Below are 25733 nucleotides of genomic sequence, written 5' to 3'. Positions count from 1 at the left end.
CCCATTGAATGACACACGAAAACACGTGAACCTGTTGGGAGGGCTTCCTCTATTTTGGAGGTATCAGACCTTCGGGTGGTTGGCTTATGCCTGCCTTACGTTCCCTCTGAAAGGTCTTCTCTATGATTCTATCGGCTACGCCCTTTTGGTAACAGTCTTCCGTGAAAGTTTCGGTTTTCTCGCCAGCTCCGTCCTGAGGCTCGTTTACCTCAGGCTACAACTCAGAACCGATCGACCGGCTTTGCTCACCTTCGTGGTTCTCAGCCTTTCGTTCTTCAGCTCAGGACTGGATGCTCTGATCGGCTTCGGGTTGGAACATTTGGCAGGAAGGACTGAAAATCAGGATCCTGTCTTCGGGCTCTTTGCGTTTCGCGCACTACTTTTCGTAGTCTGGAGCCTCCTCTACCTCACAATCAAGGACCTGATTGCAGCCCGTGAGCGTCTCAGGAAGCTTCATGAAGCGGAAAAAGCCGCCCGCGATGCGGAAATACTGATGCTACGTGCCCAGGTTTCTCCTCATTTCCTTTTTAATGCCTTCAATACCATCCTCGCCGAGTTGGACGGTCGCAATCCGGAGGTGGTCCCGGTGGTCCGCAGCCTTTCAGACTACTTCAGATATTCCCTCTCCAGCCATGACGACGTCTTCGTGACAATGGGCCAGGAATACGATGCGATCACCAGCTATCTGACGGTGGAGAAGGCCAGATTCGGGGATTCTCTGGAGATAAACTGTGAGTTGGATCCCCGCCTCCGTGAAATGAAGGTGCCGGGAATATTTCTCCAGCCACTCATCGAAAACGCATTGAAGTACGGCTACAAGACCTCTCCCACTCCACTCATACTGCAGCTAAATGTAAGCGTTTCACCCGAAGGAGGGGCAATCGTAGAGGTATCAAACTCCGGTAAATGGATCGATCCCTCCCCCGCTCCAAACCAGGAAGGCACGGGTGGCCAGGGTCTCTCCGTTTTGAAGAGAAGATTGAATCTGCTGTATCAGGGAGAGCATTCCATCGAAATCCTTCATCCGGAAACAGAAGAGAAGGTTTCGATCCGTATCCATCTCCCCTTCGAACTCCCTACCTCCCTGAACGATGTCTCATAGGATCACAGCCGTCATCGTAGACGATGAGCCACCTTCCAGAAAGCTGCTGAGATCACTGCTGAGTGCTCATCCCCAGATTGAGCTCATTGGCGAGGCAGGCGATGTTATGTCCGCTGCCGAGCTATGTGAACGGGTGAAGCCCGATGTCATTTTTCTCGATATACAGATGCCACGGCTTGATGGCTTCGCCCTCCTTCCCCTGCTGAAAAAAATACCCGAAATCATATTTGTAACTGCCTTCGATAGATACGCGGTGAGGGCCTTCGAGGTAAATGCCTTCGACTATCTGCTGAAACCAATTTCCCCCGCACGTCTCGAAAAATCGATATTGCGGCTATCGGTAGCGCCCCAACATTCCACGGAAAACCTCGAAGATACCGATATGATTGCCCTGCGGGAGGATTCCCAGCTTCGCATGGTGCCCCTGAGGACTATCACCCATATCGAGGCAGAGGATAATTACACCCACGTCCATATCCGCGGCGAAGCCACCGCGATGGTCAGGCGTCAGATGTCAGACTGGGATAAGGTCCTTCCCGACGTGTCTTTTGTGCGTGTGAGCCGGTCTCTCATATTGAGGCTGGATGCGGTGCAGAAGCTCCAATCCATCTCCCGCGATCTTTCACAAGTCACTCTACTAGACCACACTAGGAAAATTGAGTTAGGCAGAACTGCCTCTGTGAAACTTAAAAAAGCGATGGAAAACCAGTAGGTTTTCTAATCCGCGACACGTCCACCACGCATTTTGCCCGATTCACCACATCGGGAGTGTAATAATATTCAGATATCCTAAATATTTGCCTGTAGATTCCGTGTATCTGATACTAGCGGTCACCGCACGGGATCCACCAAAACAACATATTCCCCCAGAATGATAACGGATGCCCTGCTGGTGACCCAGTTCTCGAAACTGCTGAGCCGGCAGGGTCCATCCCCTAAAAAGTGATCGTGAAAGGTGTTTGAATAAAACTTTTCATCTTGGAGGGGATGAGGCCGCCGATAATCTTCACGTCTGCCTCATCGTAGTTTCCCCAATTAATGTTTTGGAAGTCCACTGCGGTGAGATTTGCAAGGAAGCAAATTACCCCGATTTCTCGGTGGTAGCCAGATTTCAGGGACTTTTCAATTACCGTCCCTTAAGGAGAACGGGAAGCTGCCCGGCAGGTAAATTCATTAGGCCTCTTTCAAGCGTTTTGGTGACGATATTTTTTGTATTGCCCGCCACCTGTGTTAGTTAAGGAATGCTATGATAAACACCCAAGAAACCTACGGTCGCCTGTTAATTCTAACAGATTTAGGAATGGTAAGAGTTCTCAATTTCAAAGATGCAGGAGACGACCCACGGAGCCGTGCTCATCTGGCGGAATTATCAGTGGATGAGCTGGGACCTCCCAGAGGAGCGCTAACCACGGACGGCCCGGGAAAATTCAATCGCGGATCCGCGGCAGGAGGCGGAGAGGCCATGTCACATGCTGAGACGAAGCTCGATATCGAGGTGGAGAAGCGTGCGATCGCCCAAGTGGCGAAAGAAATTTGTGAGGTTGTCTCAAACACCAGGTGCGGCAGCTTTACTCTCGCCGCTCCCCAGGAACATCTGAAGCGCTTGGAATCTGAAATGGATGCCAGCTGCCGGGAAAAACTTGGCGATTCGCTGGGGGCTGATCTTACGAAGGCAAGCTTGAAGGACTTGGAGAAGCGGTTCCTGTAGTTTACCAGCGATCCATTTCCCAACCCACTTCTTTGCATTAGAGGAGTGGGCACATTTCCCCCCGCTTCGTTGCCCGGCTATTTATACATTTCCTGATTCGGAATTGCGCCGGATTCCCCGGAAAACTAGGATCCCACATGATCCTTTCCAAGAAGCTACTTCTCTCAGCTATCGCTATGGCTGTTGCCTTCTCTTCATCCAGCTGCCTCACGAAGCGCACGACCACCGACCAACACGGGGAGGTGGATGAGACATATATTGTTAAGCGACCAATTAAGAATGTTATCAACAACATCGAGTTCGAGTAGGCACATCCGCCTAAATCACCCGATCAATTAACTCTTCGCCACGGATGTATCGTCCGTAGTTCGTCAAAAAGTGGTTTACGAGGGTGAGCGATTCGTTCTGGTGCCCGCCTGCGGTATGGGGAGTGATGTGACAATTTTCCAAGGTCCATAAAGGATGATCTTTCGCAAGTGGCTCGGGGTCGGTCACGTCCAGCCAAGCGGCTCCGAGTTTCCGGTTATTCAGCGCGTCAAATAGAGCTTCTTGATCCACGGTTGTGCCCCTCCCGATATTGTAAAATACCGCGCCAGGTTTCATCTGCTCAAAACGTGTGGCATCGAAAAACCCCTTGGAACCTTCATTGTCGGGTAGAATGTTGATCACATGATCTGCTGCGGCCAGAGCTTCCGGAAGCTCTCCGGAAGTCACGACCTTCATGCCTTCGTCCCCGCGCGGTTGACGGCGCATTGCCACGATCCGCATCCCGAATGGCTCCAGCATTTTCACCAATTCCCTTGCGATCCCTCCGAATCCCAGAATCAGGACACTTTGACCCCGAAGCGGCTTGTAGGATTCACGTAGCCCATTCCACTCTGGTGTTCCGTTTGGCACACGTAGGGCCAGTGATTCGACCAGATGTCTTGATTGGGCCAGCATGAAAGCGAACACGTGCTCCGCGCAGGCATGGGCATACACGCTGGAACTATTCGTGACCACCAGTCCCCTTTCCTTCGCGTATTTACGGAACTCTTCGGTATCGTAGCGTGTAAACCCGGCCGAGCTCACCTGGATCCACTTCAAATTCTCCGAAGCATAAATGCTCTCGAGCAGTGGTTGACCGAAGGCAATCTCCGCCTCGCCAAAAGCGGGATCCACCTCACCCGCATCCAGCACGGATGAAGCGATCTTCGCGGGTTGGATCAGTTTACTCTCTCCAACTCCTTTTTTGAGAATTTCGTAAACATTTGTATCAAGCTTGGGATCAGAAAAAATCGTAGGGACTGCCATGCCGGAAAGCTAATCCAGCCGAACATGAGATCAACCTCCTTGTGCGGGAAGCCGTAGTGCGTTTCATCGCCCCTACTCGAGCAAAGGCCAACTAGGACTTGCGGCGTGCCAGAAGTAGGCAATGCCTTGATCTTTTTGCCCGCTCATGGGTCTTTGAAGCAAATTCCTCAACCGCGAAACCTGACTTAATCAGGAGCTTCTTGAATTTTGGAGCAGGTTCGGAAAGCCAGTAGGCGATGCAGCCCTGCGGGGTGATTACCTGTCGGAGCTTCTCCAGAAATCCGGGTGAATACAGCCGGGCATTCCCGGACGTGATCAGATCGTCCGGAGTATTGTCGATATCGAGAAGCAAGGCATCATAGGAACCTGGCTTCTTTTTAGAAACGATATCAAAGAGATCTCCCTGGATGATCACCGTGCGCGGATCTTCCAGCAGAGGCCCGTTGAACTCCACAAGATGTGTCTGGTTCCACTCGATCAAAGGGGGCATCAGCTCCGCGACATCCACCGTCGCCGGACTACCTACCAATTCCAGTGTTCTCTTCAGGGTAAATCCCAACCCCAAGCCCCCGATCAAGACCTTCGGATGGGCCGGCCGGGAGGATTTCCCCTCAAGTATATCCTGGCATCCGATATCCGCGAGTTGCTGCTCGGAAAAGGTCAGCGCCGTGCTCATCAACTCGTATCCGTTGTACTTCAGGTAAATTTTCCCATCGTGCTTGTGGAGGGAATAGTGGGTGCCGTCTGGCATCGTGGATTCGGCGATCTTGAGGTACGGCTTCATGCCGTAGAACTTTACCGCTCCGCGCAGACGGACAAGATTTTTCTTATTTGGATCGGTACCGCTGATCAATAATACCATCGGTTCCAGATCGACTCCGGATCAGTCATTCCGCTTGATCAGGGCCTTTTTCAGGCGGACATATTCCTTCTCGGAAATGATGCCCTGACGGTAAGCCATATCGAGGTCAGTCAGCTGCTGGCCTACACTGGCTTCGTTTTTTGTATTAACCTTTGAAGAGGAAAAGCAGCCCGCAAGTGGAAGCGAGATGGCCGCGGTGAAAACACAGGAAAGGATAAACCGGGTATGCATATATATATTGGCCGCGAATCTGTTTAAATCCGGCTATTTTGCAAGCGATTCCTGCGCGGGATGAAAATTTCCCGGAAACTCTCTTATTCCACTTACATTCAAGGCCATAGGAAAATGATCGCGACCCCGGAAAGAATTGCGATCCCGTAAAGCACGACGATTCTCTTCAACAGTGCTCTGCCACCGAGAAGCGCAACCGCCCCACCCTTGAATAATGTATTGGCAAGTGTGGCGACCATGATCAGCCGCCAACCGGTGCCGACGTCTATGTTGTCCTTGTTCATCATCTGCGCGGTGGAAAGAGTGATCGCGTCCACATCCGTCAAACCGGACAGAACGGCTACGACATACAAGCCGCTTTCCCCGAATTTTTCACGGGTGAATGCGACCACAAATAGGATCAAAGCGTAGAGAAGTCCGAAAATGATCGCCGGCTTGAGTTGCGCAGGGTTGCCGGGGTCATTCGTGCTCACGATCTCTTCGGATTTTTTCCGGTAGAGGATAAAAGTCAGAATGAGAAACACTCCCAGCAAGACCGAAAACGGAGCAACAATGGTGAGGAAAAATGGATTCGCCACCGCAAAGACCTCGATCAGTACGCGAACGATGGAGATCGCCGTGGCAATCATGATGATGAGAGCGGCGGCAGTAGCGCGAGTGGGCGAATCCTTGGTATCCCGGGCAGCACTGATTGTCGTTGCAGTGCTCGAAATCATACCTCCGAGAACTCCGCCGAGTAGCGTGCCGGCCTTTGCGCTAAACAACTTGAAAGCCACATATCCGAAGAGCCCGATGCCCACGATCAGCACCACCATCAGCCAGATTTTAAATGGGTTCAAAACCTCATAGGGATCATACGTCTCATTCGGTAAAACCGGTAGTATCACAAGACTGATGAGCACGAACTGCATGATCGCCTGGAGGTCCATCTTGCTCAGTTTCCCCACGAATGCGTGCATTGGATCCTTGTAGTGCAGCAGCAGAGCCGTGACTCCAGCCGCCACCACGGCCAATTGTTTCTCCCCGTGCATCAGGTATGCGGAAATGGCGAAGACCAATATCGCCGCGATCTCGCTGGTAATTCCAGCACCACGGACGGGTTCTTTCTTTGTTTCCAGCCAGTTGGCCATGAGAACCAGCGAGGTTAGTGCAAGGAACGACGCAGCGAGCAACCATTGACCGAACTCATCTGCCAGCAACGCGCTGAACGAGCCGAATATAGAAATCAGCGCAAATGTCCGTATGCCTCCGGGTGCCTTGCCCACACGTTCCCGCTGGGCGCCCACAAGCAATCCGATTCCCAAAGCTATTCCGAGACGAAGATATAGATCCACAGGCATGACTATCCGGAAAGTAGATGCGTATGTCGCTACTTCAAAGCAAGAAACACAAAATCGCGGTCAGAAGTTTCACAAAAAAGGTAAGATACTAGTCCTGCCATACTAGGGCAAACTATACGCCGGAGATTTTACCCCGTGGCAAACAGATCCCGTCATTCCCTCTTTCATAATTCTTTCAATCCCTGGCCTTGCGCGGATCGATTTTCATAGCCACGAGCCAGAAAAGAACCGCCCAGGCAGCCCCGAGAAACCAACCGGCGAATACATCCGTCGGCCAATGGACGCCGAGATACACACGGCTGATACCGACGAGAACTGTCAACAGAACCGCAACCCCGACGATGAAGAATCTTACACGATGGCGTGTCTGGATACGGGCAACCAAAATGGCCAGAGTCAGGTAGACCACAGCGGACATCATCGAATGACCGCTGGGGAAACTGGCATTGGAAACCCATGTCCCGTGCTCCACCAGATCCGGCCTTGGACGCGCATACCCGGATTTCAAGAGGCTTGTGCCCAAGGTCCCCAGAACCACTGCGGCCAACGCAGCCCAACCCAACTTCGCTCTACCCGAAAATACTGCCGCGCCGAAGGATACCAGAGCGATGATCGTCAGTATCGTGACTCCGCCCAATGCGGTCAAATCCCTGGCCACCTCCTCCACCCTTTGTGAACCAATTGGATCATCTGGATTTCCCGGGACCCTCATCGCAAGAATCACCGTTTCATCGAACAGGCTTGTATCTGCTTCATCAATCTCATCCGCGAGCTCAAGGAATCCTCCCACGATGCCGAAAACCGCCAGCAATAACAGAATCGCCAGCGGATTCCTTACCCTGCCTCCCAGACTAAACATATCCATCAAGCGGCTGTTGGATTTGACATTTTCACCCATCCGACAAGCTAGCCGGAAGTCCTCACTGTTCCAGAAGTTTCTCTAACAGATCCCCTGGAGCGTCGTTGAACCACTGTAATCAAAGAAAAAAGATTCGACCCTTGAACCCGCTCTACCCCGCATGTGAGTCTGAAGCCTTTTAACAACGATAAAGCTCATGGCGACAGGTATTTGGATAAGTTTGATTTTGTATTTTGGATTAATGATCGCGATAGGTTTCTACGCTGCGAAAAAATCCACTTCCAGCTCGGAGGAATACATGCTTGGGGGGAGGCGGTTGCACCCAGCAGTGGCAGCGCTTTCCGCGGGCGCTTCCGATATGTCCGGCTGGCTTCTGTTGGGACTACCCGGAGCCCTCTATGCTGCAGGACTTGTCGAAGCATGGATCGGCATCGGGCTCTTTCTCGGCGCGCTGGTGAACTGGATTGTCGTCGCCCCACGCCTCCGCGAGCAAACGGAACGCTACGACAATGCCCTGACCGTTCCTGAATTCCTCGCAAACCGTTTTCCTTCAAAGGCAATGGCGCTCCGGATGATTTCGGCGGTGATCGTGGTCGTGTTCTTCGTCGTTTACACCGCTTCCGGTCTTGTGGCCGGCGGAAAACTATTTGCCAGTGCGTTCGGTGATTTGATCAATCTCAGCATGATGAGTGATTACGCATTCGGCGTATGGTTCACACTCATCATCGTCCTCACCTATACAGTTGTCGGTGGCTTTCTAGCCGTGAGCCTCACCGATTTTGTCCAAGGATGTATCATGATGGTTGCTCTTGTAATCATGCCCCTGGTGATCCTGACCACCGGGCAGGGTGAAGGCATAGCCACCGCCAGCCGTAACCTGAGTGAAATAGATCCACATTTCCTTTCGCTGTTCGATGGGCTTACCATCGTCGGATTTCTGTCGGCGATCGCCTGGGGACTGGGCTACTTCGGCCAACCCCACATCATCGTCCGCTTCATGGCGATACGTTCCGTTTCAGAAGTTCCAAAGGCCCGCAATATCGGGATGAGCTGGATGGCCGTTTCTGTACTCGGCGCCATCGGGCTCGGTATTTTCGGCCGCGCATATATTGAGCGGAACGGAATCGAAATCGGGGATCCGGAAACGATCTTTATTGTTCTGGCGGATCTACTGTTCAATCCATTGATCACAGGCTTCCTCTATGCGGCTCTGTTGGCAGCTATCATGTCGACGATTTCCAGCCAGTTGCTCGTTTCCTCCTCTTCGCTGACCGAGGACTTTTACCGCCTCTTCATGAACAAAAAGGCCAGCCAAACCCAGCTCGTACTAGTTGGCAGGATCAGTGTTCTACTGGTGGGCGTCATCGCCGCACTGATGGCAAGAGATCCTAAATCAGAGGTCCTGGGCCTAGTTTCCAATGCATGGGCGGGATTTGGTGCAGCCTTTGGGCCGATGATAATTCTGGCCCTCACATGGAAGAAAATGTCTGGCGCCGGAGCCATCGCAGGCATGCTCACCGGCGCGGTCACAGTCGTCCTCTGGATCAACCTTGGCTGGGGGGATTCATTTCTCGGTGGGCCGGGGATCTACGAAATCATTCCCGGCTTCGCGCTCGCATGGCTTGCCATCGTAATAGTTAGCAAAATCACCCCAACCGCCGGAGAGTTCAGGGAACTACCTGGAAAATAGAGCATTAAAAATCTCTACATGTTGCGCTGTTCAACAGCCGCGACTAGGCAGTGGCATCTAATTAACCGTTTTTCTACAAAGGAAATACCCGAAGCTAACTCCTGTCCAGATCGGCGGTAACGGAATACCATTCAGGTGTATGGAAACTCCATTTGCCACACTCTGGAATAGGAAAACGACCGTGATCGCAGGGCTTGCGTTAGCTGGCATTGCGCTTCATTTGGTGCTGCGTTTCACTTTCCGGGAATCACCGGAAGTCCATCAATTACCTCTGATCATAACTCTTATCGTAGGTGGTCTGCCGCTTCTTTACGATCTATTGGTCAAATTGTGGAAACGGGAATTTGGATCGGATCTTCTGGGCGGGATCTCGATTATTACATCCGTTCTTCTAGGAGAATACCTGGCCGGATCCATCATCGTTCTCATGCTCTCCGGCGGCGAAGCCCTGGAGCACTACGCATTGAATAGCGCATCCTCTGTCTTGGCCGCCCTGGCAAAACGGATGCCGGCAATCGCACATCGCAAGCGGGACGCGAACATCGATGAAGTGGAATTGGCAGATATCGAGGTCGGGGATATCCTTGTGGTTTACCCTCATGAGATTTGCCCGGCAGATGGGATAGTGATCGAGGGCCACGGCGTAATGGATGAGTCTTACCTAACCGGGGAGCCTTTTGAAATCACCAAGACCTCCGGTTCCCAGGTCATCTCGGGAGCAATCAACGGTGATGCCGCACTTTCCATACGCACTACCCGTCTTCCGGCGGATTCCCGCTACGCGAAAATCATGGAGGTGATGCGGGAATCTGAGGAAAAACGTCCCCAGCTCAGGCGCATGGGCGATCAGCTTGGAGCTATCTACACACCCATCGCACTAACGGTAGCGATCATTGCATGGGCCGCCAGTGGAGAACCAATGCGCTTCCTCGCCGTCTTGGTCATAGCCACCCCCTGCCCGCTTCTGATTGGGATACCTATCGCCATTATTGGTTCAATCTCACTCTGCGCCCGCCGGGCGATTATTGTAAAAACACCGGTCGTCCTGGAGCAGGTGGTCAACTGCAGGACTGCAATATTCGATAAAACGGGCACCCTCACCTACGGAGAGCCCAAATTGACAGAGCTACTCGCGGCCACAGGTGTCTCGAAAAAGGAGCTCCTCACCCTCACCGCGAGTGTGGAAAGATACTCGAAGCACCCCCTTGCGCGAGCTATCCTCAGACAAGCGGAGGAGGAAAATATCGAGCTTCCCGAAGCAGCGGACGTCAGCGAACAGCCGGGCCAGGGCCTTTTCGGAATTGTTTCCGGACGGAAAATTCTCATCACCAGTCGCGGCAAACTCGCAGAACAAAATATTCTCGTAAGAGGCCAGCTTCCGCCCATTGCCGGAGGATTGGAATGCGTAATTGCCATTGATGGTATCTACGCGGGTATGCTGCGCTTCCGTGACGCACCACGTTCCGATAGCCGCTCATTTGTAAATCATCTCGGCCCAAAGCATCGGTTCGACCGGGTGATGCTCGTTTCCGGGGACCGGGATTCGGAGGTTCGTTACCTGGCAGGCGAAGTCGGGATCACCGAAGTGCTCTCCCAGCAGAAACCTGAGGAAAAGCTCCGAATCGTCCGAAAGGAGACAGCAAAGGCAAAGACACTATACGTCGGCGATGGTATCAACGACGCGCCTGCCATGATGGCGGCAACCGTTGGTATCGCAATCGGCAAGGGCAGCGATGTCACCGCTGAAGCAGCGGGAGTAGTAATAATGGATAACACTCTGACCAAAGTGGATGAATTCCTGCATATCAGCCGCAGGATGAAGACCATCGCATACCATAGCGCGATTGGGGGAATGACGTTGAGTGTCATCGGAATGATGTTTGCGGCAGCCGGCTATCTAAGCCCTGTAAATGGTGCGATTCTGCAGGAGGTTATCGATGTACTTGCGGTATTGAACGCTCTGCGGGCTGCATTCCCGCCGAAGGTTATTCACGACCTCTAAAGGCATAAAATCGCTCTCGATTCGTATCTCCACGATCCTGCTGCAAGGACGCAGCAAAATCGTAAAAAAGACGACTCAAACCCCTAGAACCCAACCTACATGGAACCTTCCATCTCGTTGCTAGCCCCTGGGAAGCCGGAATTATTATCCGCCACCTCCTCGAGGGAAATGATCTGCATGCTTCGCTCCCCTGCCCTTGTCTCCCATGCGACGGTTTCACCGCATTTCCGACCCAAGACAGCAAGACTGACAGGCATGAATATGGAAATAAGATCCTTATCCACATTCGCCTCGTGGGGCATAACCATGGAGAATTTGAAGAAATCCTTGGAGTCATTGGGAGATACGAGCGTCACGGTATCATAGAATCCTGCCCTGGTATCTCCCGCTATAATCCCAGATACTGGCTTTGCAGCGCGCATCAGACCTTCTATGGCCTGCTTCACAGCCACATCAGGAAACGGAGGTGGCATTTCTCGGTTAAGTAACATTTTCAGGCGTAGTTCGTCCGCCTCTTTCAGATTAATCGAAGAGTTCATAAATATAATAAAAATTCATTCCGCTACGTGCGGATTTTTGGCTTCAACAGAAGCACTAAAATTTGATCCAGGCGATTTCGGGGTGACCCCTGTTTCAAGAAACCGCCTTCCTAACCCCGTGCGGCGGACAAACGGTGGCCGCACCAGCCAACGGCCCACTCATCCATACGGAAGGTGCGCTGGTAGTGCAGGGTGCTGGATCTGGTAAACATCAATCTCTACAGTTATCTAACAGATTTTTTACGTCAACCCGGAAAGCCTATATTTTTGCAGTAGTAACAGGAATATTCCTTCCCGATTCGGGACCGGCTTTTTGCCACTCAGTTTACGAAATCCTGGGCTATTTCAGCAAAAATGCGGAAGGACTCAATCCTGGCAGTTTGATCGTAAATCTGGCTCACGGCGATGATCTCATCTGCTCCGGTTCCGCGAAGTATGGTTTCGAGGCCCTCCCTGACGGTTTCCTTCGAACCTACGAGTGAGCAGCTCATCATCTTATTCAGCTGGGCAACTTCCGCCCTGGACATTGATAGCTCATCCGGATCTACGGGTGGCTTCATTTTCCCGCGTATGCCCCTTACCATACCTAGAAACTGCTGTTGGAGAGATGTGAAGAGCCGATACCCCTCGGCATCCGTCTTCGCGGAAAAGACATTCGCGGCGACCATTACATGCGGTTCCGGGTGCTCCTCGGAAGGCTGATAACCATCCCGATACAGGCTAATCGCCTGCAGCAGGTATTCTGGCGCGAAATGGGAGGCAAATGCAAATGGCAATCCCATTTCCGCAGCCAGCCTGGCACTGAAATCACTCGATCCCAGCAAATATAGCGGCACTTTTGCCCCCATTCCAGGGACAGCAAAGACCCCCGTCGTGCCCGGGCCATCTCCGAAATAACTCTGCAGCTCCACAACATCCTGCGGAAAAGTATCACCGCTGCTTCCGAGACCTCTCCTTAGAGCAGCTGCCGTTTTCGGTTCACCCCCGGGTGCTCGGCCCAGCCCCAGATCGATTCTCCCTGGATACAGTGCGGCAAGTGTCCCGAATTGTTCAGCAATGACCAGCGGCGCATGGTTTGGCAGCATGATCCCGCCGGAACCCACGCGGATGCTCTTTGTCCCGCCTGCAATGTATCCTATCAGGACTGAGGTGGCAGCACTGGAAATGCCTGTCATATTATGATGCTCGGCTAACCAGTAACGGTGATAACCCTGCTTTTCCACCGACCTTGCGAGATCCAGTGCGTAGCCAAACGCCTGACTTTCATCCCCACCCTCCAAAACAGGCGCAAGATCCAGAACCGAGTAATACTTCATCCTGCAACCTACCGAGCCAGACCGTTCACGCAAGGAGGCCCAATACCTCCGTTCACTGTTTTGACGGAAAAGACCACATACGTTGGTTGAGAAAGTCTCCCTTGATTACGGACTCTTCAGCAAAACGAGTGCTATGGATCAATCCGACAATGCATTTTGCAATTCCAAGCGCAGCAGAATGCCCTGATAAATGTAGCAGGTAAAATCCACGATCTTCTGAAACACTTGCAGCCAAAGGGGTTACGCCTTGGCAACCCGATGGCAGGTAATCTGCGAAAAGGTGGATAACAATCAACCAAATACAAATATGTCTATCGGCCTTATACTCGCAATCGTTCTAGTTCTTATTCTTCTCGGCGTCCTTCCTACCTGGGGACACAGCAGCACTTGGGGTTACGGCCCTAGTGGCTTCCTTGGCTTACTTCTCGTTATCGTCATCGTGCTTATGGTGATGGGGATGATCTAAGTAAACGTCCAAAATTCAATGGCCCCGCTCGGTGAAAGTTCGCCGAGCGGGGCCTTTTTTTTGCTATTCTAACGTGGGTCGTTTCTCCTGCTCCTATACTACAGGTCGACACGGGTAATTTCGTGCGAGACGTGATCATCATAGTAGGCCGTTACCCTGCTCCCGTTGGCTAATACCATTTCCCGGGTAACGAATACCGGCAGCTTAACTACCTCCCCATTCTTATCTGAGATGGTGATCTCTTCAGGTAGGTCTCCCGCTGTTTCTTCCTCCACACCCCCTAGAATCCCGGAAACAGCCTTCCAATCCGGATCTACCTTTGGCGTGCTGATTCCGAAGAGCGACTTTTCTCCAATCCGGATGTCGTAAACATTATTTAATTTCTCAGCAGTATAGTGAAACTTCACCGCCCTTCCATCCTTGACCTCCAATAGCTGGGTCTCGGTCACTCCCACCGCCTCGGCATCGAGGATAAAATCCATTTCTTCACCCTCTTTCCCGCAACTCAAAGTGATGACTAAAATCGGGTAGCCCGCATCTTCCACTTTCTTCACAATGCCGCTTGCGGAAAGTTCACTGCCCACTTTGTCAATTTTCACGGCTGCGTTTTCATCTACAAATTTTTCCTGCTGTGCTTTGCTAACCAGGGGAAAAACAGCAAGAGCGCAGGAAACAATAAAGCGGAAACTTTTCATAACCTTTTGCCTATCATATCCGGCCCTTTCCGCCGATTCGATAAACACGGATTAACTCTTTGGAACGCTTCAGCTCCGCCGCGCCACAAACAATGTATGGGTGAAGCGTCTAGCCTTCGGGTATGCCTTCGCTCCGATGGACTCCACGTTTCCGAAGACCTTGGCCAACGACCGTTCAAAGCTCTTATCCTGGTTTGCAGACCAATAGACGACTTTTCCACCGGGCTTGAGTGCCGCTTTTGCGAGGGTAATTCCGTTGCTATCGTAGAGTCCTGCATTTCCCTTCTGCACGAGCGGATCGGGGCTGTTGTCCACATCAAGAAGGATTGCATCGTAGCGATCATCGCCAGCAGCTCCTTTGATAATATCCGCCACATCGCGCATGTGAATTGTGACCCTGGGATCATCCACTAGTAGACCATTCACATCCTTGAGAAACTCACGGTTCCAATCGACCACTACTTGAAGCAACTCCGCTACATCGACCGTCGCATCCGCGGGGCAAAGCTCCAATACCCTGCGCAATGTGAATCCGAAACCTAGTCCTCCGATGAGCACCCGCGGCTTATCAGCCATCTTGGAGCAGCCTAACTCTGCCATGGTTTGCTCGGACGAGGAGGCATTGGTGCTCATAAGCTGCACACCAGCCACTTTCATGAAATAATGACCATCGTGCTCTTGGAGAACCAAAGGTTCGCCGTCTGGAGTAGTGGATCTGGCTAGAGTGGTGGTGACTTTCATCGCTGACCCTCTATCGGTGGAACCTACACAATTGTCGAAGCGTTTCCGCCCTTTCGCTGTGATTGATGATAGCCGGCGCCCCCCTGCTTCCCCTCTCCTTCCGGCTGGAATGGACGATTTATACGAAACAACGAAAGTTGTAGATCATAGTTTAACAGCTCTATCCAAATGAAATTTCTGCCATTGTCATAGATAAAGTTCCTGCTACTAACATAGACCGTCAGAGGATCATTTCACTAAGATGAGAAACTATTTATTCACTATGGCGGCGGCCCTTCTCCTGAACACAGGAATGCGTGCGCAGGAAACAGATACGGCACCTTCTGCTCTGATCATTTTTGATGCATCCGGAAGCATGTGGGGTCAAATCAAGGGCAAAGCAAAAATCGAGATCGCACGTGAGGTCGTCGGAAATCTCGTGCAGACCTTACCTGCGGAGACCGAGCTGGGCCTCATGACATATGGCCACCGTAAAAAAGGTGACTGCGCTGACATAGAGCTGCTCATTCCGGTCGGAAAAGTGGATCGATCCACTTTCGTAAAAACCATCGAGGACATCATGCCGAAAGGTATGACCCCGATCACGGCCGCCCTTGAGCTGGCTGCGGAAGGACTCAGCTACAAGGAACAAAAAGCTACCGTAATCCTGATTTCCGACGGACTTGAGACATGTGATGCAGACCCGTGTGCTGCGGCCAAAAAACTCGAGGAACTGGGTGTAGATTTCACTGCACACGTCATTGCCTTCGATCTAAAGCCTGAGGAGACGGAGAAGCTACGTTGCATTGCTGATTCCACCGGCGGGAAATTTTTCCCGGCATCCGACGCGGAGTCATTGAAGGACGCCTTGGACCTGGCGGTAGGTGCCACCGCCATGAAAAAAGCGCCGGGGGTGGAGGAAGCCAGAACGGCAAAGCTTATTGCTCCGGAATCTGCGGTTGCCGGAACCGATATCGAAGTTTCCTGGGAGGTAGAACAACAAGACGGCGACTATGTTACAATTGCCAAGGCAGGCGCAAAGGATCGTGAGAATTTCGGTTACGCCTATACCAAAGATAAGACGTCGACAAAACTCGCAACCCTGATCAGCGCCGGTGATGCGGAGGTTCGTTATATCTCGGGGAATAACAACAGTATCATCGCCCGCCATCCAATCATACTCACAGAGTTCGAAATCACCTTAAACGCACCAGAGAAAGTGATCGCCGGTGCCGAAGTGGAAATCGAGTGGACTGGCCCCGGATATGACCGGGATTTCATCACCATCGTTCAGAAAGCTGAAAAAGACGGAAAATACGCAAAGTGGGCATACACCCGTTCAGGGAATCCGGCCAAGGTCGAGGCACCCTACGAAACCGGCGAAGCCGAGATCCGCTATATGAACGAACAGGGTAACATCGTCCTGGCCAGGAAACCAATTGCCATAGTCAAAGGCGGTATCACCCTCAAAGCCGCAGGCGAAGCAGTGTCAGGCTCCTCTGTATCCATTGAATGGACGGGACCGGATAACAAGGGCGACTTCATCACCATTGTTCCAAAAGAAACCAAAGACGGAAAATATGCGAAATGGGCATATACTCGCGAAGGCAGCCCTCTCGAAGTAACAGTGCCATATGAAACCGGAGATGCCGAAATCCGATATATGAACGAAACGGGGAATATCGTGTTGGCGCGTATCCCGCTCGTCGTGAAAGAAGGCGTCATAAGTCTGAAAGCTGCGGAAGAAGCCACAGCCGGTTCGACCGTTACCATCGAGTGGACAGGACCAGACAATAACCGTGACTTCATAACCATCGTCCCGAAGGACACAAAGGATGGAAAATATGAGAAGTGGGCGTACACGAAAGAGGGAACGCCGCTGGATGTCGTAGCTACAAACACCGCGGGACCGGCTGAGATCCGTTACATGAATGAGACGGGGAACATTGTCCTAGCAAGAACATCCATTCTGATCACGGCACCCGAAATCACCCTGAAATCGGCTCCACAGGCAATTGCCGGAGAGAACGTATCAATCGAATGGACCGGACCGGGCAACAAAGGCGACTTCCTCACGATCGTTCCGAAAGACTCGGAAGATGGCAAATACGAGAAATGGTCATACCTCAAATCCGGGGAGGCTGCCACGGTCGCCGCTACGGAAACCATCGGAGAAGCTGAAATCCGATATATGAATGAAGACGGGAACCGTGTTCTCGCTCGCGCACCGATTACGATAATTGAGCCGGAAGAGTAACTTACACGGCCTCAGTATCTCTTTTAGCCTTCCCTCCCGAGTAGGTTGGGAAGGCTTTGAAATCAAACCTTTGAGTCGATTGCCTTCTTCATCTTTTCCAGACCTTCCAGCATACGGCTACGTGGGCAGGCGAAGTTGAATCGAACATATCCTGCCCAGCCAAATGGTGCTCCGTCGGAGAGAAACAAACCGGCCTCTTGCTCGAAAAATTTCGCAGGGTTGGGAACTCCCAGGTCACGTGCATCAATCCACGCCAGGTAAGTTACATCCGGGGAGTGTATCTTCAGTCCCTTACACTCTTCATTGATAAACCTGACTAGTTCATCTCGATTTGAACGTAGATACTCGATCAATTCCAGCCTCCATGGCTCGCCCTCATTATACGCCGCTTCCGTCGCATAATAGGAAAGTGCGTTAATTTCTGCTAAGGTGTGTCCTTTTTCAGCAGAGAACCTACGTCTCACCGAGTCATCCGGAATGATCGCAAAAGCATAGCCAAGCCCGGCGATATTCCAGGTTTTACTTGGCGAGAGCAATGCCACCACCCTCTTCTGGAAATGCTCGGGAAGATTCAGGGCCGAGAAATGGGGCTGATTCTCATCGAGAATCAAATCGCAATGGATTTCATCCGATATGAGCAGCAAATCATGCTTCTCACAGAACTCGGCAAGGCGGATGATTTCCTCTTCGGTAAAGACTCGGCCGAGCGGATTCTGCGGATTGCAGAGAAGAAATATCTTTGTTTTCTCAGTGACGGTTTCCTCCATTGCCTCCCAATCGAATTCCCATCTGCCATTCTTCATTACGTGGTCCACGGTGAGCAATTTAGCCCCCGCATCCTTGTGAACGTTGAGGAACGGGTAGTAGACGGGTGTGCAGGTCAGTAGCTCACCACCGTCTTCGCAAAATGCTCGCGCCGCCAGTGAAAGGGCTGGAACCAATCCCCCAAGGTGAAGGAGATGATCCTCATTTAACTCCACCGCACGGCGTTCCTTCAGGTAGCTACGCACTGCTTCAGTCACCCCTGCATGCGGATGGGCGTAGCCAAAGATCCCGTGGTCCACGCGATCGTGCAAAGCCTTCAAAATCGGCGGGGCAGAGACAAAATCCATGTCTGCCACCCAGAAAGGGTCAAGCTCGGGCTTGCGGTCAAACTTGATGCAGCCGCTGTCTTTTCTCGGAATTACTGTGTCAAAATCGAAACTCATCTGGCCGCAGGCTAAACCAGATTCTTCCGGTTTGAAGTCCTAACCCTAGAAGGTGGTAGATTTTTCCGAAGCAAAACCCTGGGATCCACTGGTCGCGGTGTTTACCCGCACTCCACCTGTCTCCATTGCCTAGACGATTGCCCCCGCAAATAGCTTACTGAGAAACTCGAACTTGCAAGGCACGCAGCCCACCAGAAAATATCAAGGCTTCTCGGGACTCCAGTCGGGAATTCCTTTTTCCTTAAGCTGCTTTTCGTAGCGGATAGGAAACGGTTGATCCTCCTTGGAAATTTTCGGCAGACCTTCGTTCACCATCAATGGAACCGCGGAATCCCACCATTTGTCATAGGATTTGCGGAGTTCCGCCACCACCTCGGGAAAGTCCTTCGCAACATCCATTTTCTGGCCCGGATCTTCCTCGATGTTGTAAAGTTTCCCGTTGTCGACCAGACGCCATTTTTCAGTCCGGACAGCTGAGTTTTTATACTTTTCCTTATCGCGATTTCCTTCGCTCCAGCGGCCGCAATGGAAAAATAGCTCACGGTCAGGCCACTCCGCTTTCGAATCTTCAAGGAGGGGTAGCAGTGACCGTCCGTCAAGCTCCTGCATGGAAGCGGGAAGCTCTGCTCCTGCGAGTTCGCTGAATGTTTGATAAACGTCAATGTGGGCCACAAGCGCATTGATATCCACGCCTTCACCGAGAACACCTTTCCACTGCCAGAAAGCCGGAACGTGAGTGCCACCTTCATCAGGGCTGTTTTTCTTGCCCTTCATTCCGGCGTTGAAAGGTTCCATCGATTTCCTGTTTTGCTTGATGGCAGGCATCGACATTCCGTTGTCTGTCATGAAAATCACAAGCGTGTTCTCCAAAGCTCCCCAGGACTTGAGTTGCTCCATCATGTGCCCGAAATTTTCATCGATATTTTCCACCATACCATAACGACTGGCGGTTTTCTTATCATAGCCCAGATCGAGAAAGCGCTGCTTGCTCTTCTTCGGTGCGAAATACGGGCCGTGTGGAGCATTCAGGGAAACATAGGCGAAATACGGTGTCCCCGACTTATGCTGTTTTGAAATCCAAGCCTCGGCTGCCTCAAAAAATAGGTCAGTGCAGAAGCCCTTGGTCTGAACAACGGTATCGTTGTGAAGCAACACGTTATCGAAGTAAGGATTCTTCCCATTGGCTGCGAAATCACCCAAGCCGACCTGCCCGATGCCCCCTGCCCCGTGCATAAGCACCTCGTCGAAACCACGGTTCTGAGGCAAATATGCCTCTTCATCGCCAAGGTGCCACTTGCCAAATAGACCGGTGGTGTAACCTGCTGATTTCAAAGCCTGTGGCATGGTGAAGACTTTCTGAGCCATACGCTCCCGCTGGAGGATGGTGTGCGTCACGCCCACTTTGAAGGGAGAGCGTCCGCTCATGAGAGCCGCCCGTGTCGGAGCACAGGTCGGGCTCACCTGAAAATCGGTGAAGCGGGTAGATCCCTCGTAGAAACGATCAATATTCGGAGTTTTGAGGATCTCATTTCCCATACAGGACAAATCGCCCATTCCCTGGTCATCGGTCATGACCAGAATAATATTCGGCTTTTTACCTGCGAGTTCCGCGCTCGCGGTTTGAAAGCTGATTAAAACCAGCAGCGTTCCAGTTAGCGCCTTGGTGGCGAATTTGAAGGAATTGAATTTCATCTTTTTAAAGGCAAAGGTTTTGAGACTACAGATACCGTCTTAGGGAGTTCTCCCTTGTCCGGCAGGAAACTGGTGTTGTTTACTTCCCGGTTGAAAGGAAATCGCCGATTTTCAGATAAAACCCGGCTTCATTGCTACCGTGGTTAGCCAGAAACAGGTATTCAGGCTTTCCGTCTTTCCAAAGGATGTGGGGACGCTCACTGCGGGAAAGCTCTTCACCGAAGTATTTAGTGTTCGTATCATAGCCGATTTCCGGACGACCCCAATCCAGCCCGTCTTTTGAACTATAGAGAAGTCCGGGACGGTTGCCGCCGGCATCTATTTCTTCTTCCTTGTCTAGGCGTCCTTCCAGTGCCCCTTTGATATCCATGCGATCCTCAAGAATCATGTAGTAGGTATCGTTGTAGAAGAATGCATACGGATCCTCGATATCTCGACCAAAGGATTCGTAGCTGATCAACGGATTTTCAGGAAAGTCCGTGTATGGACCTTCGATCTTATCTGCAGTAGCGAGCGCGATTGTGCGATAGCCGGGGTTTCTGTCGGAAATAGATTTGTAATAGATGCGGAATTTCCCTTCACGATCCACCAGGAAAGTAGGGTTTGAAGCGTGGGTTGCGTTGTGGCTGCCTTCAATCCGGGACGGACGGATAATCGGGTTCAGCGGACTCTCTGTCCAAGGACCGTCCAGTGATTCCGCAGTCGCGATGCCTACAGCCTGGGAATTTCTCTTTAGTGTGACGTCATTCATCAGAAAGACCAAAACATACGTATCTCCAACCTTTGAGATCTGCGGATTGTGATAGGTAGTCTCATCGCTCTCGAAGGGAACGCCAACCAGCTCGTATGGTCCTTCGACAGAATCCGCCACAAAGTGCTGGATCACGCTTTTTGTAATCCATGAGCCCCCTTGTTTCGGGATGCGGGAATTGAAGATATGGAGCTTACCATTTTCGTCATACATCGGTGCCATTCCCCAATTCCAAAATCCATCCTGTGCCGGGAGGATATATTTACCCGGGGTCAGTGATTTGCTGAATGGGGAATCCAAAATTGGCTTGGACGGATCCATGCTGAGATCTGTCTCCGCGCTGGCGCTGTTGGAGAGTGAAAAAGCGGCCAGCGCTGGAATAGCGAGGGATTTAATCAGGTAGTTCATAATAGGTTGGTTTTTCTGCGCATATTCTGTGATGCGCGAATATTGTTTAGCAAGTGGCTGGGATCAGTTCCCCTTTCCCAGCCGCGACCAGGTAGAGAATCACTTTTCCTTGCCCCATACCCCTGTCGGGTAAGGAAAGAAAGTAAGAGGGTTTCGGATTATAATTCAGACGGGCTCCAGTCTGGAATTCCCGTGGATTCTTTTTGCTGCAAATAAGCTTTCTCAAAGGGTTTTTCCACATCGAGGGAGGCATCTTCATTTACCATTAGCGGACGCGCTTTTTCCCAGAATTCATCGAAGGATTTCTGAAGCTCCTGCACTACTTCCGGGTGTTGCTTGCTAACGTCTTTCTTCTGGCCCGGGTCGTTTCTGATCTCATAGAGCTCGTTATCCACCAAACGCCAGCGGTCTGTACGAACCGCGAAACCTTTATCTTTGGAAGCATCCGGATCCGGGTCGCCCTTTCCGTATTTGTCAGGCCCACCCTTTTTCGCCCAACGTCCACGGTGGAAAAACAAGTTGCGATCCGGCCAGTCGGCATCGGTATCTTCTACCAAAGGAAGCAGGCTACGGCCGTCGAGTTTCAACGCCGAAATATCCTGTTCTGCAATATCAGCGAAGGTCGGAAAAACATCAATATGTCTCGCCAATTTATCGATGTCTCTGCCGGCTTCGGTTGTGCCGGGAAGTCTCATAAAGAACGGGACTCTGGAACCGCCTTCATGCACGGACACCTTCGCGCCCTTCATCCCTGCATTGTAAAATTTCGCGCCCTTTGAAGAACCGTTATCGGTCATGAAAATCAGGAGTGTGTTATCTTCGATCCCCCATTCTTCGAGCTTTTCGACAATCAAGCCGACGTTGTCATCGATGTTCGTAATCATTCCGAAAAAACCGGCTGCGTCCTCATCTCCCTTCACATCATCGCGATACATCGCTTTGTATTTCTCAGGCGCTTTGAAAGGTCCGTGTGGAGCATTCAATGCGATATATGCAAAAAACGGCTTTTCGCGTTCTTCGTGAATCCATCCGAGTGCCTCTCTTACAAAAACATCCGTGCAAAATCCGCTGGTTTTTTCAAACACTCCGTTGTGCTTGATCGTCGGATCAAAGTAATCGTTGCCCGGGACATCCCCTTGGCTACCCATGAAATTCTGTCCGATGCCACCCGCACCGTGGATAAAGACTTCATCAAAGCCACGATTCTCAGGCTGGTAATCATCTTCTTCCCCAAGATGCCATTTGCCAAAGATACCCGTCGCATACCCGGCCTTCTGAAGCATATCTGCTACCGTCGGCACGCCTAAAGCCATACGCTCGCGCTCGAGAATCGTATGGGTCACTCCCACTTCGAAGGGATTCCTCCCGGACATCAATGCCGCTCTGGTCGGGGCGCAGGTAGGGCTCACGTGATAATTTGTGAACCGGGTGCTTTCGGCATAAAGCTTGTCGAGATTCGGGGTTTTTAGGAATGGTTGCCCGTGGCAGGCAAGATCGCCATAGCCTTGGTCATCGGTGAGGATAAAAAGGATATTCGGCTTTTTTTCCGCCTGTGCGGCACAGACAAAAGCGAGGGAACAGAGAATTAGACGTTTTATTTTCATTCTTGGGATTTTGAGAAGAGACTCATCCTACGGAATTCAGCAACCTGTTCTATCCTTATTTCTGGGGTTTCTTCTAAAAATAAGACCCCACCGCCCCTTTCGGGAACCCGTAGGTATGGAGAACTCGGGTGCACCTGAAGTCAGTACGTTTATTTCCACAATCGGACGTTATCGATATCGTTCAACTGTGGCCGGCCGGAAGTGCTCTGCCCGGCCTTCACGTCATCCTCAGACATGAAGATTTGTCGGCAAAGTTTCACTCCCCACCCTTCAGCAGAATTTCTACTTCTTCAGAAGATTCATCGCCGTCTGCAGCGTATCGATCTCGCCAAGTCCCTTATCTGTCCGTATCGATTTGATCCTTGGAAAGCGCAGCGCCAGACCGGAATCATGACGCGGTGAACGCCGGATCGAATCAAACGCAATCTCCAGAACAGTATCGGGTTCCACGCGGTGTTTCCGGCGCGCCTTTGAAATCGTATGTTCAAGAAAATGCTCGGTTAATCGTTCTATCTCCAGATCGGTAAGTCCGGAGTAGGCTTTTCCCAACACCCTAAGCTCGCCGCTTTCATGGTCTCGGATTGCAAAGGTATAATCCGAAAGCACTCCAGCACGTTTACCATGGCCCTGCTCCGCATAAACTACCACGCAGTCCAGCGTCGGCATGACCCCTTTGAGTTTTATCCAGTGCTTTCCACGCCTACCGGGAGCATAATTACTCTCCGGATCCTTCGCTATCAGGCCTTCGTGACCATCTTTAAGCGATCGCTTGAACAATCCGTCGATTTCTTCGTGCCCCTCCGCCGAATATCTCCCAATACATTCAACCATTCCTTCCAGCCCCAGCGAATCCAACTTCGCACGGCGCTCCCGTAAGGGCTTTTCCAAATACTCGATCTGATCAGCCCACAGTAGATCAAATGCTACATATTTCAGGGGAACCACTCCCGCTCCCTGCCCGGCAGCAAGGAAGAGGTCACCCTCCACCTTGGTCCTACCCAGCCTTTTCTGAAGATCGGAAAAGCCAAGCTTTCGGCCCTTCGCATAGGCGATCAGCTCTCCATCCAACACAAAATCTCCCTTTAGCTTGGCCGCCTCTTCGATTAACTCGGGGAACTCCTGATCAAGAGGTCGTAAATCCCTTGAGAAAAGACCTACCTTGTCCCCCTCCTTGTGAAGTTGGGCCCGAATACCATCATATTTCGGCTCGAACCAAAAAGGCGGAGCAAACGGCAGATTTCCAAACTCCGGTAAATCACTCTCCTCATTCCTCTCCAAGGGAGCTGCCAGCATGCAGCGGATCGGCACCATCGGTGTGAGCTTCGCGGAGGAAAGATCCCCCGCTTTGGCCAAGCACGCGGTTTCCCCCAGATCCCCTGTCAACATGTTCGCCTGGCGCACCTCCGTAGGCTTCGCTCCAAAGGCTGCCGCTACGGCTTCTTCCACCAAACCCTCCTTCAATCCGATTCTCAAATCGCCTGTTAACAACTTATTAACAACTTCAACCTCCGTCGGATGGAGGCGCTGGAAGCGATCTGCAAGTGACTCTACCTTTTCCAAGGATCCCAGTGCGCCGCTCAGCTCCTTGAAATAATCATACAGCTCCACCAATGTCATTGGCAGCGGCTGCAGCAGAATTTCCTGCAGTAAAATCCGGGCGGTTCTGGGTAAATCGTTCTGTGTTGCGGAAATTTCCCGATACCGTTCCGGCTTCACACCCGGAAGCATCAGAATTGCGCGCTTCAACGTCGCACTGCCGATATTGAGAGTTCGCCGCCCTCCCACGCGTGGCAACGCCTCTCCCGTGAACCACCGGGTAGCAATCTTCAGGTCCTCCTCGGTGTCCAGTTTTTGAAAATAGCTCTTTAGAAAATCAACCTTCGCGAGTCGGCTGCTCGTCTCCGAAATCAAATTACAAACATCCGAAAAATCCGCCAGTTGGCAGATCGGACGAATTTTCCTTGGCGCGGAAGCCCCCACACCAGCACCCGTCGGTTTACCCAGCGAAAGCTCCATCTGATCACCCCCAAGCGCAGACCAGGCATCAATTCCTTTCCCCCTCAACTCGGCCGCAAATTCCTTTGAAAATCCGTGGACCGTCAGCACCCTTTTCGGCCTTACCCGCGTGATGCATTCCATCAATCCGGGATAATCCGCGTGATCGGAGAGCGGAATCACCTCGTCCACCTTGTAGCGGTAAAACGAACCGGGCTGCATTGCCCATCCGGTCAGCATAGCCGTTCGCTTGTTTTTCGCCCCACGCAGTAGCTTGGAAGCCACCGCATTCGGCGGCCCGATCACCACGTGTCCGGGTCTACCCACACCATCGAAAATCACAGGCTCAGGAAGCCTCACACCCGCTGCCCGGCTCACTTCAGTCATTTCCGCAACCTTCGGATGGGACAAAACCGGGATACCGTTTTCCGCCAGCAAAGCTATCGCCTCCTGTGCTTTACCCAGAGAATAGGCGAACAGGATTGGCATCTCACCGTCATCGAACGCGTCGTTCACAAAACGTAACACACGCGCCTCCACCTCCATCTGTGGTGGGAAAACCAAGTGAGGTAGGCCGAACGTTGTTTCCATGATCAATACGTCCGCCTGCATGAAGTTCACCATCTCGGCAGTCCTTCCCCTCCTCACTTTGAAATCACCGGTATAAAGCAGAGTCGACCCGTCGGATTTTCGCGTCACATGAAGCATCGCGGAGCCTACGATATGACCTGCGGGAAGTAAGCGCATCCTGAATCCATCTTTCTCGATAATCGCTCCGAATCCGGCTGTCTCCAGCCTGCCCTCAGCCATATGGAAACGCTTTGTTAACAAAGCCCCTGTCAACGTAGAACAATATGCCTTCTCATGCCTCGAAAAATGGTCCGCATGCGCATGCGAAACGAATGCCTCCTTCTTTGCCTCCCATGGATCCAGCCAGAAATCCATTTCAGGCAAATATATACCACGATTAAAAACCACTTCTATCACTTCCGTGA

General features: G+C 51.8%; 22 protein-coding genes. 8 read left to right on the top strand and 14 right to left on the bottom strand.

The genetic code is table 11. The features are described 5' to 3' along the window. Nucleotides 1–4: 4 nt before the first annotated feature. The 4 genes from AAGA79_RS05885 (at nt 5) to AAGA79_RS05870 (ending at nt 3118) form a co-directional block, all read left to right on the top strand. Nucleotides 5–1102: a sensor histidine kinase gene (locus AAGA79_RS05885; protein ID WP_411827845.1), complete on the top strand. Its 1098-nt coding sequence runs from the start codon at nt 5–7 to the stop codon at nt 1100–1102. After that, nucleotides 1092–1814 (top strand): LytR/AlgR family response regulator transcription factor, encoded by a 723-nt coding sequence (locus AAGA79_RS05880; RefSeq protein WP_411827844.1) that lies wholly within the window; start codon nt 1092–1094, stop codon nt 1812–1814. The genes AAGA79_RS05885 and AAGA79_RS05880 overlap by 11 nt, the downstream gene beginning before the upstream one ends. Before the next feature lie 534 nt (nt 1815–2348). Beyond that, nucleotides 2349–2810, top strand: coding sequence for a host attachment protein (locus AAGA79_RS05875; RefSeq protein WP_411827843.1), 462 nt, complete (start codon nt 2349–2351; stop codon nt 2808–2810). Nucleotides 2811–2947: 137 nt separating this feature from the next. Further along, entirely contained in the window at nt 2948–3118 is a 171-nt protein-coding gene (locus AAGA79_RS05870; RefSeq protein ID WP_411827842.1) for a hypothetical protein, read from the top strand. A gap of 10 nt (nt 3119–3128) precedes the next feature. Here the strand turns inward: AAGA79_RS05870 and AAGA79_RS05865 are convergent, their stop codons facing one another. The 5 genes from AAGA79_RS05865 to AAGA79_RS05845 form a co-directional block, all read right to left on the bottom strand. Beyond that, a complete protein-coding gene (locus tag AAGA79_RS05865) occupies nt 3129–4103 on the bottom strand; it encodes a D-2-hydroxyacid dehydrogenase (protein ID WP_411827841.1) in 975 nt (324 codons plus the stop codon). Between the two features lie 91 nt (nt 4104–4194). Then, nucleotides 4195–4887, bottom strand: coding sequence for a spermine synthase (locus tag AAGA79_RS05860; RefSeq protein WP_411827840.1), 693 nt, complete (start codon nt 4885–4887; stop codon nt 4195–4197). Nucleotides 4888–4986: 99 nt separating this feature from the next. After that, nucleotides 4987–5196 (bottom strand): hypothetical protein, encoded by a 210-nt coding sequence (locus AAGA79_RS05855; RefSeq protein WP_411827839.1) that lies wholly within the window; start codon nt 5194–5196, stop codon nt 4987–4989. 98 nt (nt 5197–5294) lie between these two features. Then, a complete protein-coding gene (locus tag AAGA79_RS05850) occupies nt 5295–6536 on the bottom strand; it encodes an MgtC/SapB family protein (protein WP_411827838.1) in 1242 nt (413 codons plus the stop codon). Between the two features lie 175 nt (nt 6537–6711). Continuing rightward, nucleotides 6712–7401, bottom strand: a complete 690-nt coding sequence (locus AAGA79_RS05845; RefSeq protein ID WP_411827837.1) for a phosphatase PAP2 family protein — start codon at nt 7399–7401, stop codon at nt 6712–6714. 190 nt (nt 7402–7591) lie between these two features. Between AAGA79_RS05845 and putP the strand changes: the two genes are divergently transcribed. Next, nucleotides 7592–9085, top strand: coding sequence for a sodium/proline symporter PutP (gene putP, locus AAGA79_RS05840; RefSeq protein ID WP_411827836.1), 1494 nt, complete (start codon nt 7592–7594; stop codon nt 9083–9085). Between the two features lie 139 nt (nt 9086–9224). Continuing rightward, nucleotides 9225–11087, top strand: coding sequence for a heavy metal translocating P-type ATPase (locus tag AAGA79_RS05835; RefSeq protein WP_411827835.1), 1863 nt, complete (start codon nt 9225–9227; stop codon nt 11085–11087). Between the two features lie 95 nt (nt 11088–11182). On the opposite strand, the gene AAGA79_RS05830 is transcribed toward AAGA79_RS05835, so the two are convergent. Together AAGA79_RS05830 and AAGA79_RS05825 are read right to left on the bottom strand one after the other, a co-directional pair. Further along, nucleotides 11183–11626: a GreA/GreB family elongation factor gene (locus tag AAGA79_RS05830; protein ID WP_411827834.1), complete on the bottom strand. Its 444-nt coding sequence runs from the start codon at nt 11624–11626 to the stop codon at nt 11183–11185. A gap of 320 nt (nt 11627–11946) precedes the next feature. Continuing rightward, nucleotides 11947–12942 (bottom strand): LLM class flavin-dependent oxidoreductase, encoded by a 996-nt coding sequence (locus AAGA79_RS05825; protein ID WP_411828216.1) that lies wholly within the window; start codon nt 12940–12942, stop codon nt 11947–11949. 307 nt (nt 12943–13249) lie between these two features. Here AAGA79_RS05825 and AAGA79_RS05820 point away from each other — a divergent pair, with 307 nt between their 5' ends. After that, nucleotides 13250–13408, top strand: a complete 159-nt coding sequence (locus tag AAGA79_RS05820) for a DUF3309 family protein (RefSeq protein WP_411827833.1) — start codon at nt 13250–13252, stop codon at nt 13406–13408. 98 nt (nt 13409–13506) lie between these two features. Here the strand turns inward: AAGA79_RS05820 and AAGA79_RS05815 are convergent, their stop codons facing one another. Further along, nucleotides 13507–14103, bottom strand: coding sequence for a hypothetical protein (locus AAGA79_RS05815; RefSeq protein WP_411827832.1), 597 nt, complete (start codon nt 14101–14103; stop codon nt 13507–13509). 69 nt (nt 14104–14172) lie between these two features. Further along, nucleotides 14173–14844, bottom strand: a complete 672-nt coding sequence (locus tag AAGA79_RS05810; RefSeq protein ID WP_411827831.1) for a spermidine synthase — start codon at nt 14842–14844, stop codon at nt 14173–14175. A gap of 241 nt (nt 14845–15085) precedes the next feature. Here AAGA79_RS05810 and AAGA79_RS05805 point away from each other — a divergent pair, with 241 nt between their 5' ends. After that, nucleotides 15086–17080, top strand: a complete 1995-nt coding sequence (locus tag AAGA79_RS05805) for a vWA domain-containing protein (protein ID WP_411827830.1) — start codon at nt 15086–15088, stop codon at nt 17078–17080. 62 nt (nt 17081–17142) lie between these two features. Here the strand turns inward: AAGA79_RS05805 and AAGA79_RS05800 are convergent, their stop codons facing one another. The 5 genes from AAGA79_RS05800 to AAGA79_RS05780 form a co-directional block, all read right to left on the bottom strand. Beyond that, nucleotides 17143–18288 (bottom strand): MalY/PatB family protein, encoded by a 1146-nt coding sequence (locus tag AAGA79_RS05800; RefSeq protein ID WP_411827829.1) that lies wholly within the window; start codon nt 18286–18288, stop codon nt 17143–17145. 201 nt (nt 18289–18489) lie between these two features. Continuing rightward, nucleotides 18490–19980: an arylsulfatase gene (locus AAGA79_RS05795; protein WP_411827828.1), complete on the bottom strand. Its 1491-nt coding sequence runs from the start codon at nt 19978–19980 to the stop codon at nt 18490–18492. 79 nt (nt 19981–20059) lie between these two features. Beyond that, nucleotides 20060–21139 (bottom strand): glycoside hydrolase family protein, encoded by a 1080-nt coding sequence (locus AAGA79_RS05790; protein WP_411827827.1) that lies wholly within the window; start codon nt 21137–21139, stop codon nt 20060–20062. Nucleotides 21140–21297: 158 nt separating this feature from the next. After that, nucleotides 21298–22743, bottom strand: a complete 1446-nt coding sequence (locus tag AAGA79_RS05785) for an arylsulfatase (protein WP_411827826.1) — start codon at nt 22741–22743, stop codon at nt 21298–21300. Nucleotides 22744–23025: 282 nt separating this feature from the next. Continuing rightward, the gene (locus AAGA79_RS05780; RefSeq protein ID WP_411828215.1) at nt 23026–25683 is read right to left on the bottom strand and encodes an ATP-dependent DNA ligase; all 2658 of its coding nucleotides are present in this window, start codon (nt 25681–25683) and stop codon (nt 23026–23028) included. Between the last annotated feature and the right edge of the window lie 50 nt (nt 25684–25733).

Origin of the sequence: Luteolibacter sp. AS25 (assembly GCF_046736275.1) — a bacterium.
In the GTDB taxonomy this organism is placed as follows: Bacteria; Verrucomicrobiota; Verrucomicrobiia; order Verrucomicrobiales; family Akkermansiaceae; genus Luteolibacter.
Note: the sequence above shows the minus strand (reverse complement) of the source record. Positions and strands in the feature narration are given on the sequence as shown.

Excerpts from the sequence above, each read along its gene's own strand:
- AAGA79_RS05880 (WP_411827844.1), top strand. The coding sequence starts at position 1,092 with ATGTCTCATAGGATCACAGCCGTCATCGTAGACGATGAGCCACCTTCC.
- AAGA79_RS05875 (WP_411827843.1), top strand. The coding sequence starts at position 2,349 with ATGATAAACACCCAAGAAACCTACGGTCGCCTGTTAATTCTAACAGAT.
- AAGA79_RS05870 (WP_411827842.1), top strand. The coding sequence starts at position 2,948 with ATGATCCTTTCCAAGAAGCTACTTCTCTCAGCTATCGCTATGGCTGTT.
- AAGA79_RS05865 (WP_411827841.1), bottom strand. The coding sequence starts at position 4,103 with ATGGCAGTCCCTACGATTTTTTCTGATCCCAAGCTTGATACAAATGTT.
- AAGA79_RS05860 (WP_411827840.1), bottom strand. The coding sequence starts at position 4,887 with ATGAAGCCGTACCTCAAGATCGCCGAATCCACGATGCCAGACGGCACC.
- AAGA79_RS05855 (WP_411827839.1), bottom strand. The coding sequence starts at position 5,196 with ATGCATACCCGGTTTATCCTTTCCTGTGTTTTCACCGCGGCCATCTCG.
- AAGA79_RS05850 (WP_411827838.1), bottom strand. The coding sequence starts at position 6,536 with ATGCCTGTGGATCTATATCTTCGTCTCGGAATAGCTTTGGGAATCGGA.
- AAGA79_RS05845 (WP_411827837.1), bottom strand. The coding sequence starts at position 7,401 with ATGGATATGTTTAGTCTGGGAGGCAGGGTAAGGAATCCGCTGGCGATT.
- putP (WP_411827836.1), top strand. The coding sequence starts at position 7,592 with ATGGCGACAGGTATTTGGATAAGTTTGATTTTGTATTTTGGATTAATG.
- AAGA79_RS05835 (WP_411827835.1), top strand. The coding sequence starts at position 9,225 with ATGGAAACTCCATTTGCCACACTCTGGAATAGGAAAACGACCGTGATC.
- AAGA79_RS05830 (WP_411827834.1), bottom strand. The coding sequence starts at position 11,626 with ATGAACTCTTCGATTAATCTGAAAGAGGCGGACGAACTACGCCTGAAA.
- AAGA79_RS05825 (WP_411828216.1), bottom strand. The coding sequence starts at position 12,942 with ATGAAGTATTACTCGGTTCTGGATCTTGCGCCTGTTTTGGAGGGTGGG.
- AAGA79_RS05820 (WP_411827833.1), top strand. The coding sequence starts at position 13,250 with ATGTCTATCGGCCTTATACTCGCAATCGTTCTAGTTCTTATTCTTCTC.
- AAGA79_RS05815 (WP_411827832.1), bottom strand. The coding sequence starts at position 14,103 with ATGAAAAGTTTCCGCTTTATTGTTTCCTGCGCTCTTGCTGTTTTTCCC.
- AAGA79_RS05810 (WP_411827831.1), bottom strand. The coding sequence starts at position 14,844 with ATGAAAGTCACCACCACTCTAGCCAGATCCACTACTCCAGACGGCGAA.
- AAGA79_RS05805 (WP_411827830.1), top strand. The coding sequence starts at position 15,086 with ATGAGAAACTATTTATTCACTATGGCGGCGGCCCTTCTCCTGAACACA.
- AAGA79_RS05800 (WP_411827829.1), bottom strand. The coding sequence starts at position 18,288 with ATGAGTTTCGATTTTGACACAGTAATTCCGAGAAAAGACAGCGGCTGC.
- AAGA79_RS05795 (WP_411827828.1), bottom strand. The coding sequence starts at position 19,980 with ATGAAATTCAATTCCTTCAAATTCGCCACCAAGGCGCTAACTGGAACG.
- AAGA79_RS05790 (WP_411827827.1), bottom strand. The coding sequence starts at position 21,139 with ATGAACTACCTGATTAAATCCCTCGCTATTCCAGCGCTGGCCGCTTTT.
- AAGA79_RS05785 (WP_411827826.1), bottom strand. The coding sequence starts at position 22,743 with ATGAAAATAAAACGTCTAATTCTCTGTTCCCTCGCTTTTGTCTGTGCC.
- AAGA79_RS05780 (WP_411828215.1), bottom strand. The coding sequence starts at position 25,683 with ATGGATTTCTGGCTGGATCCATGGGAGGCAAAGAAGGAGGCATTCGTT.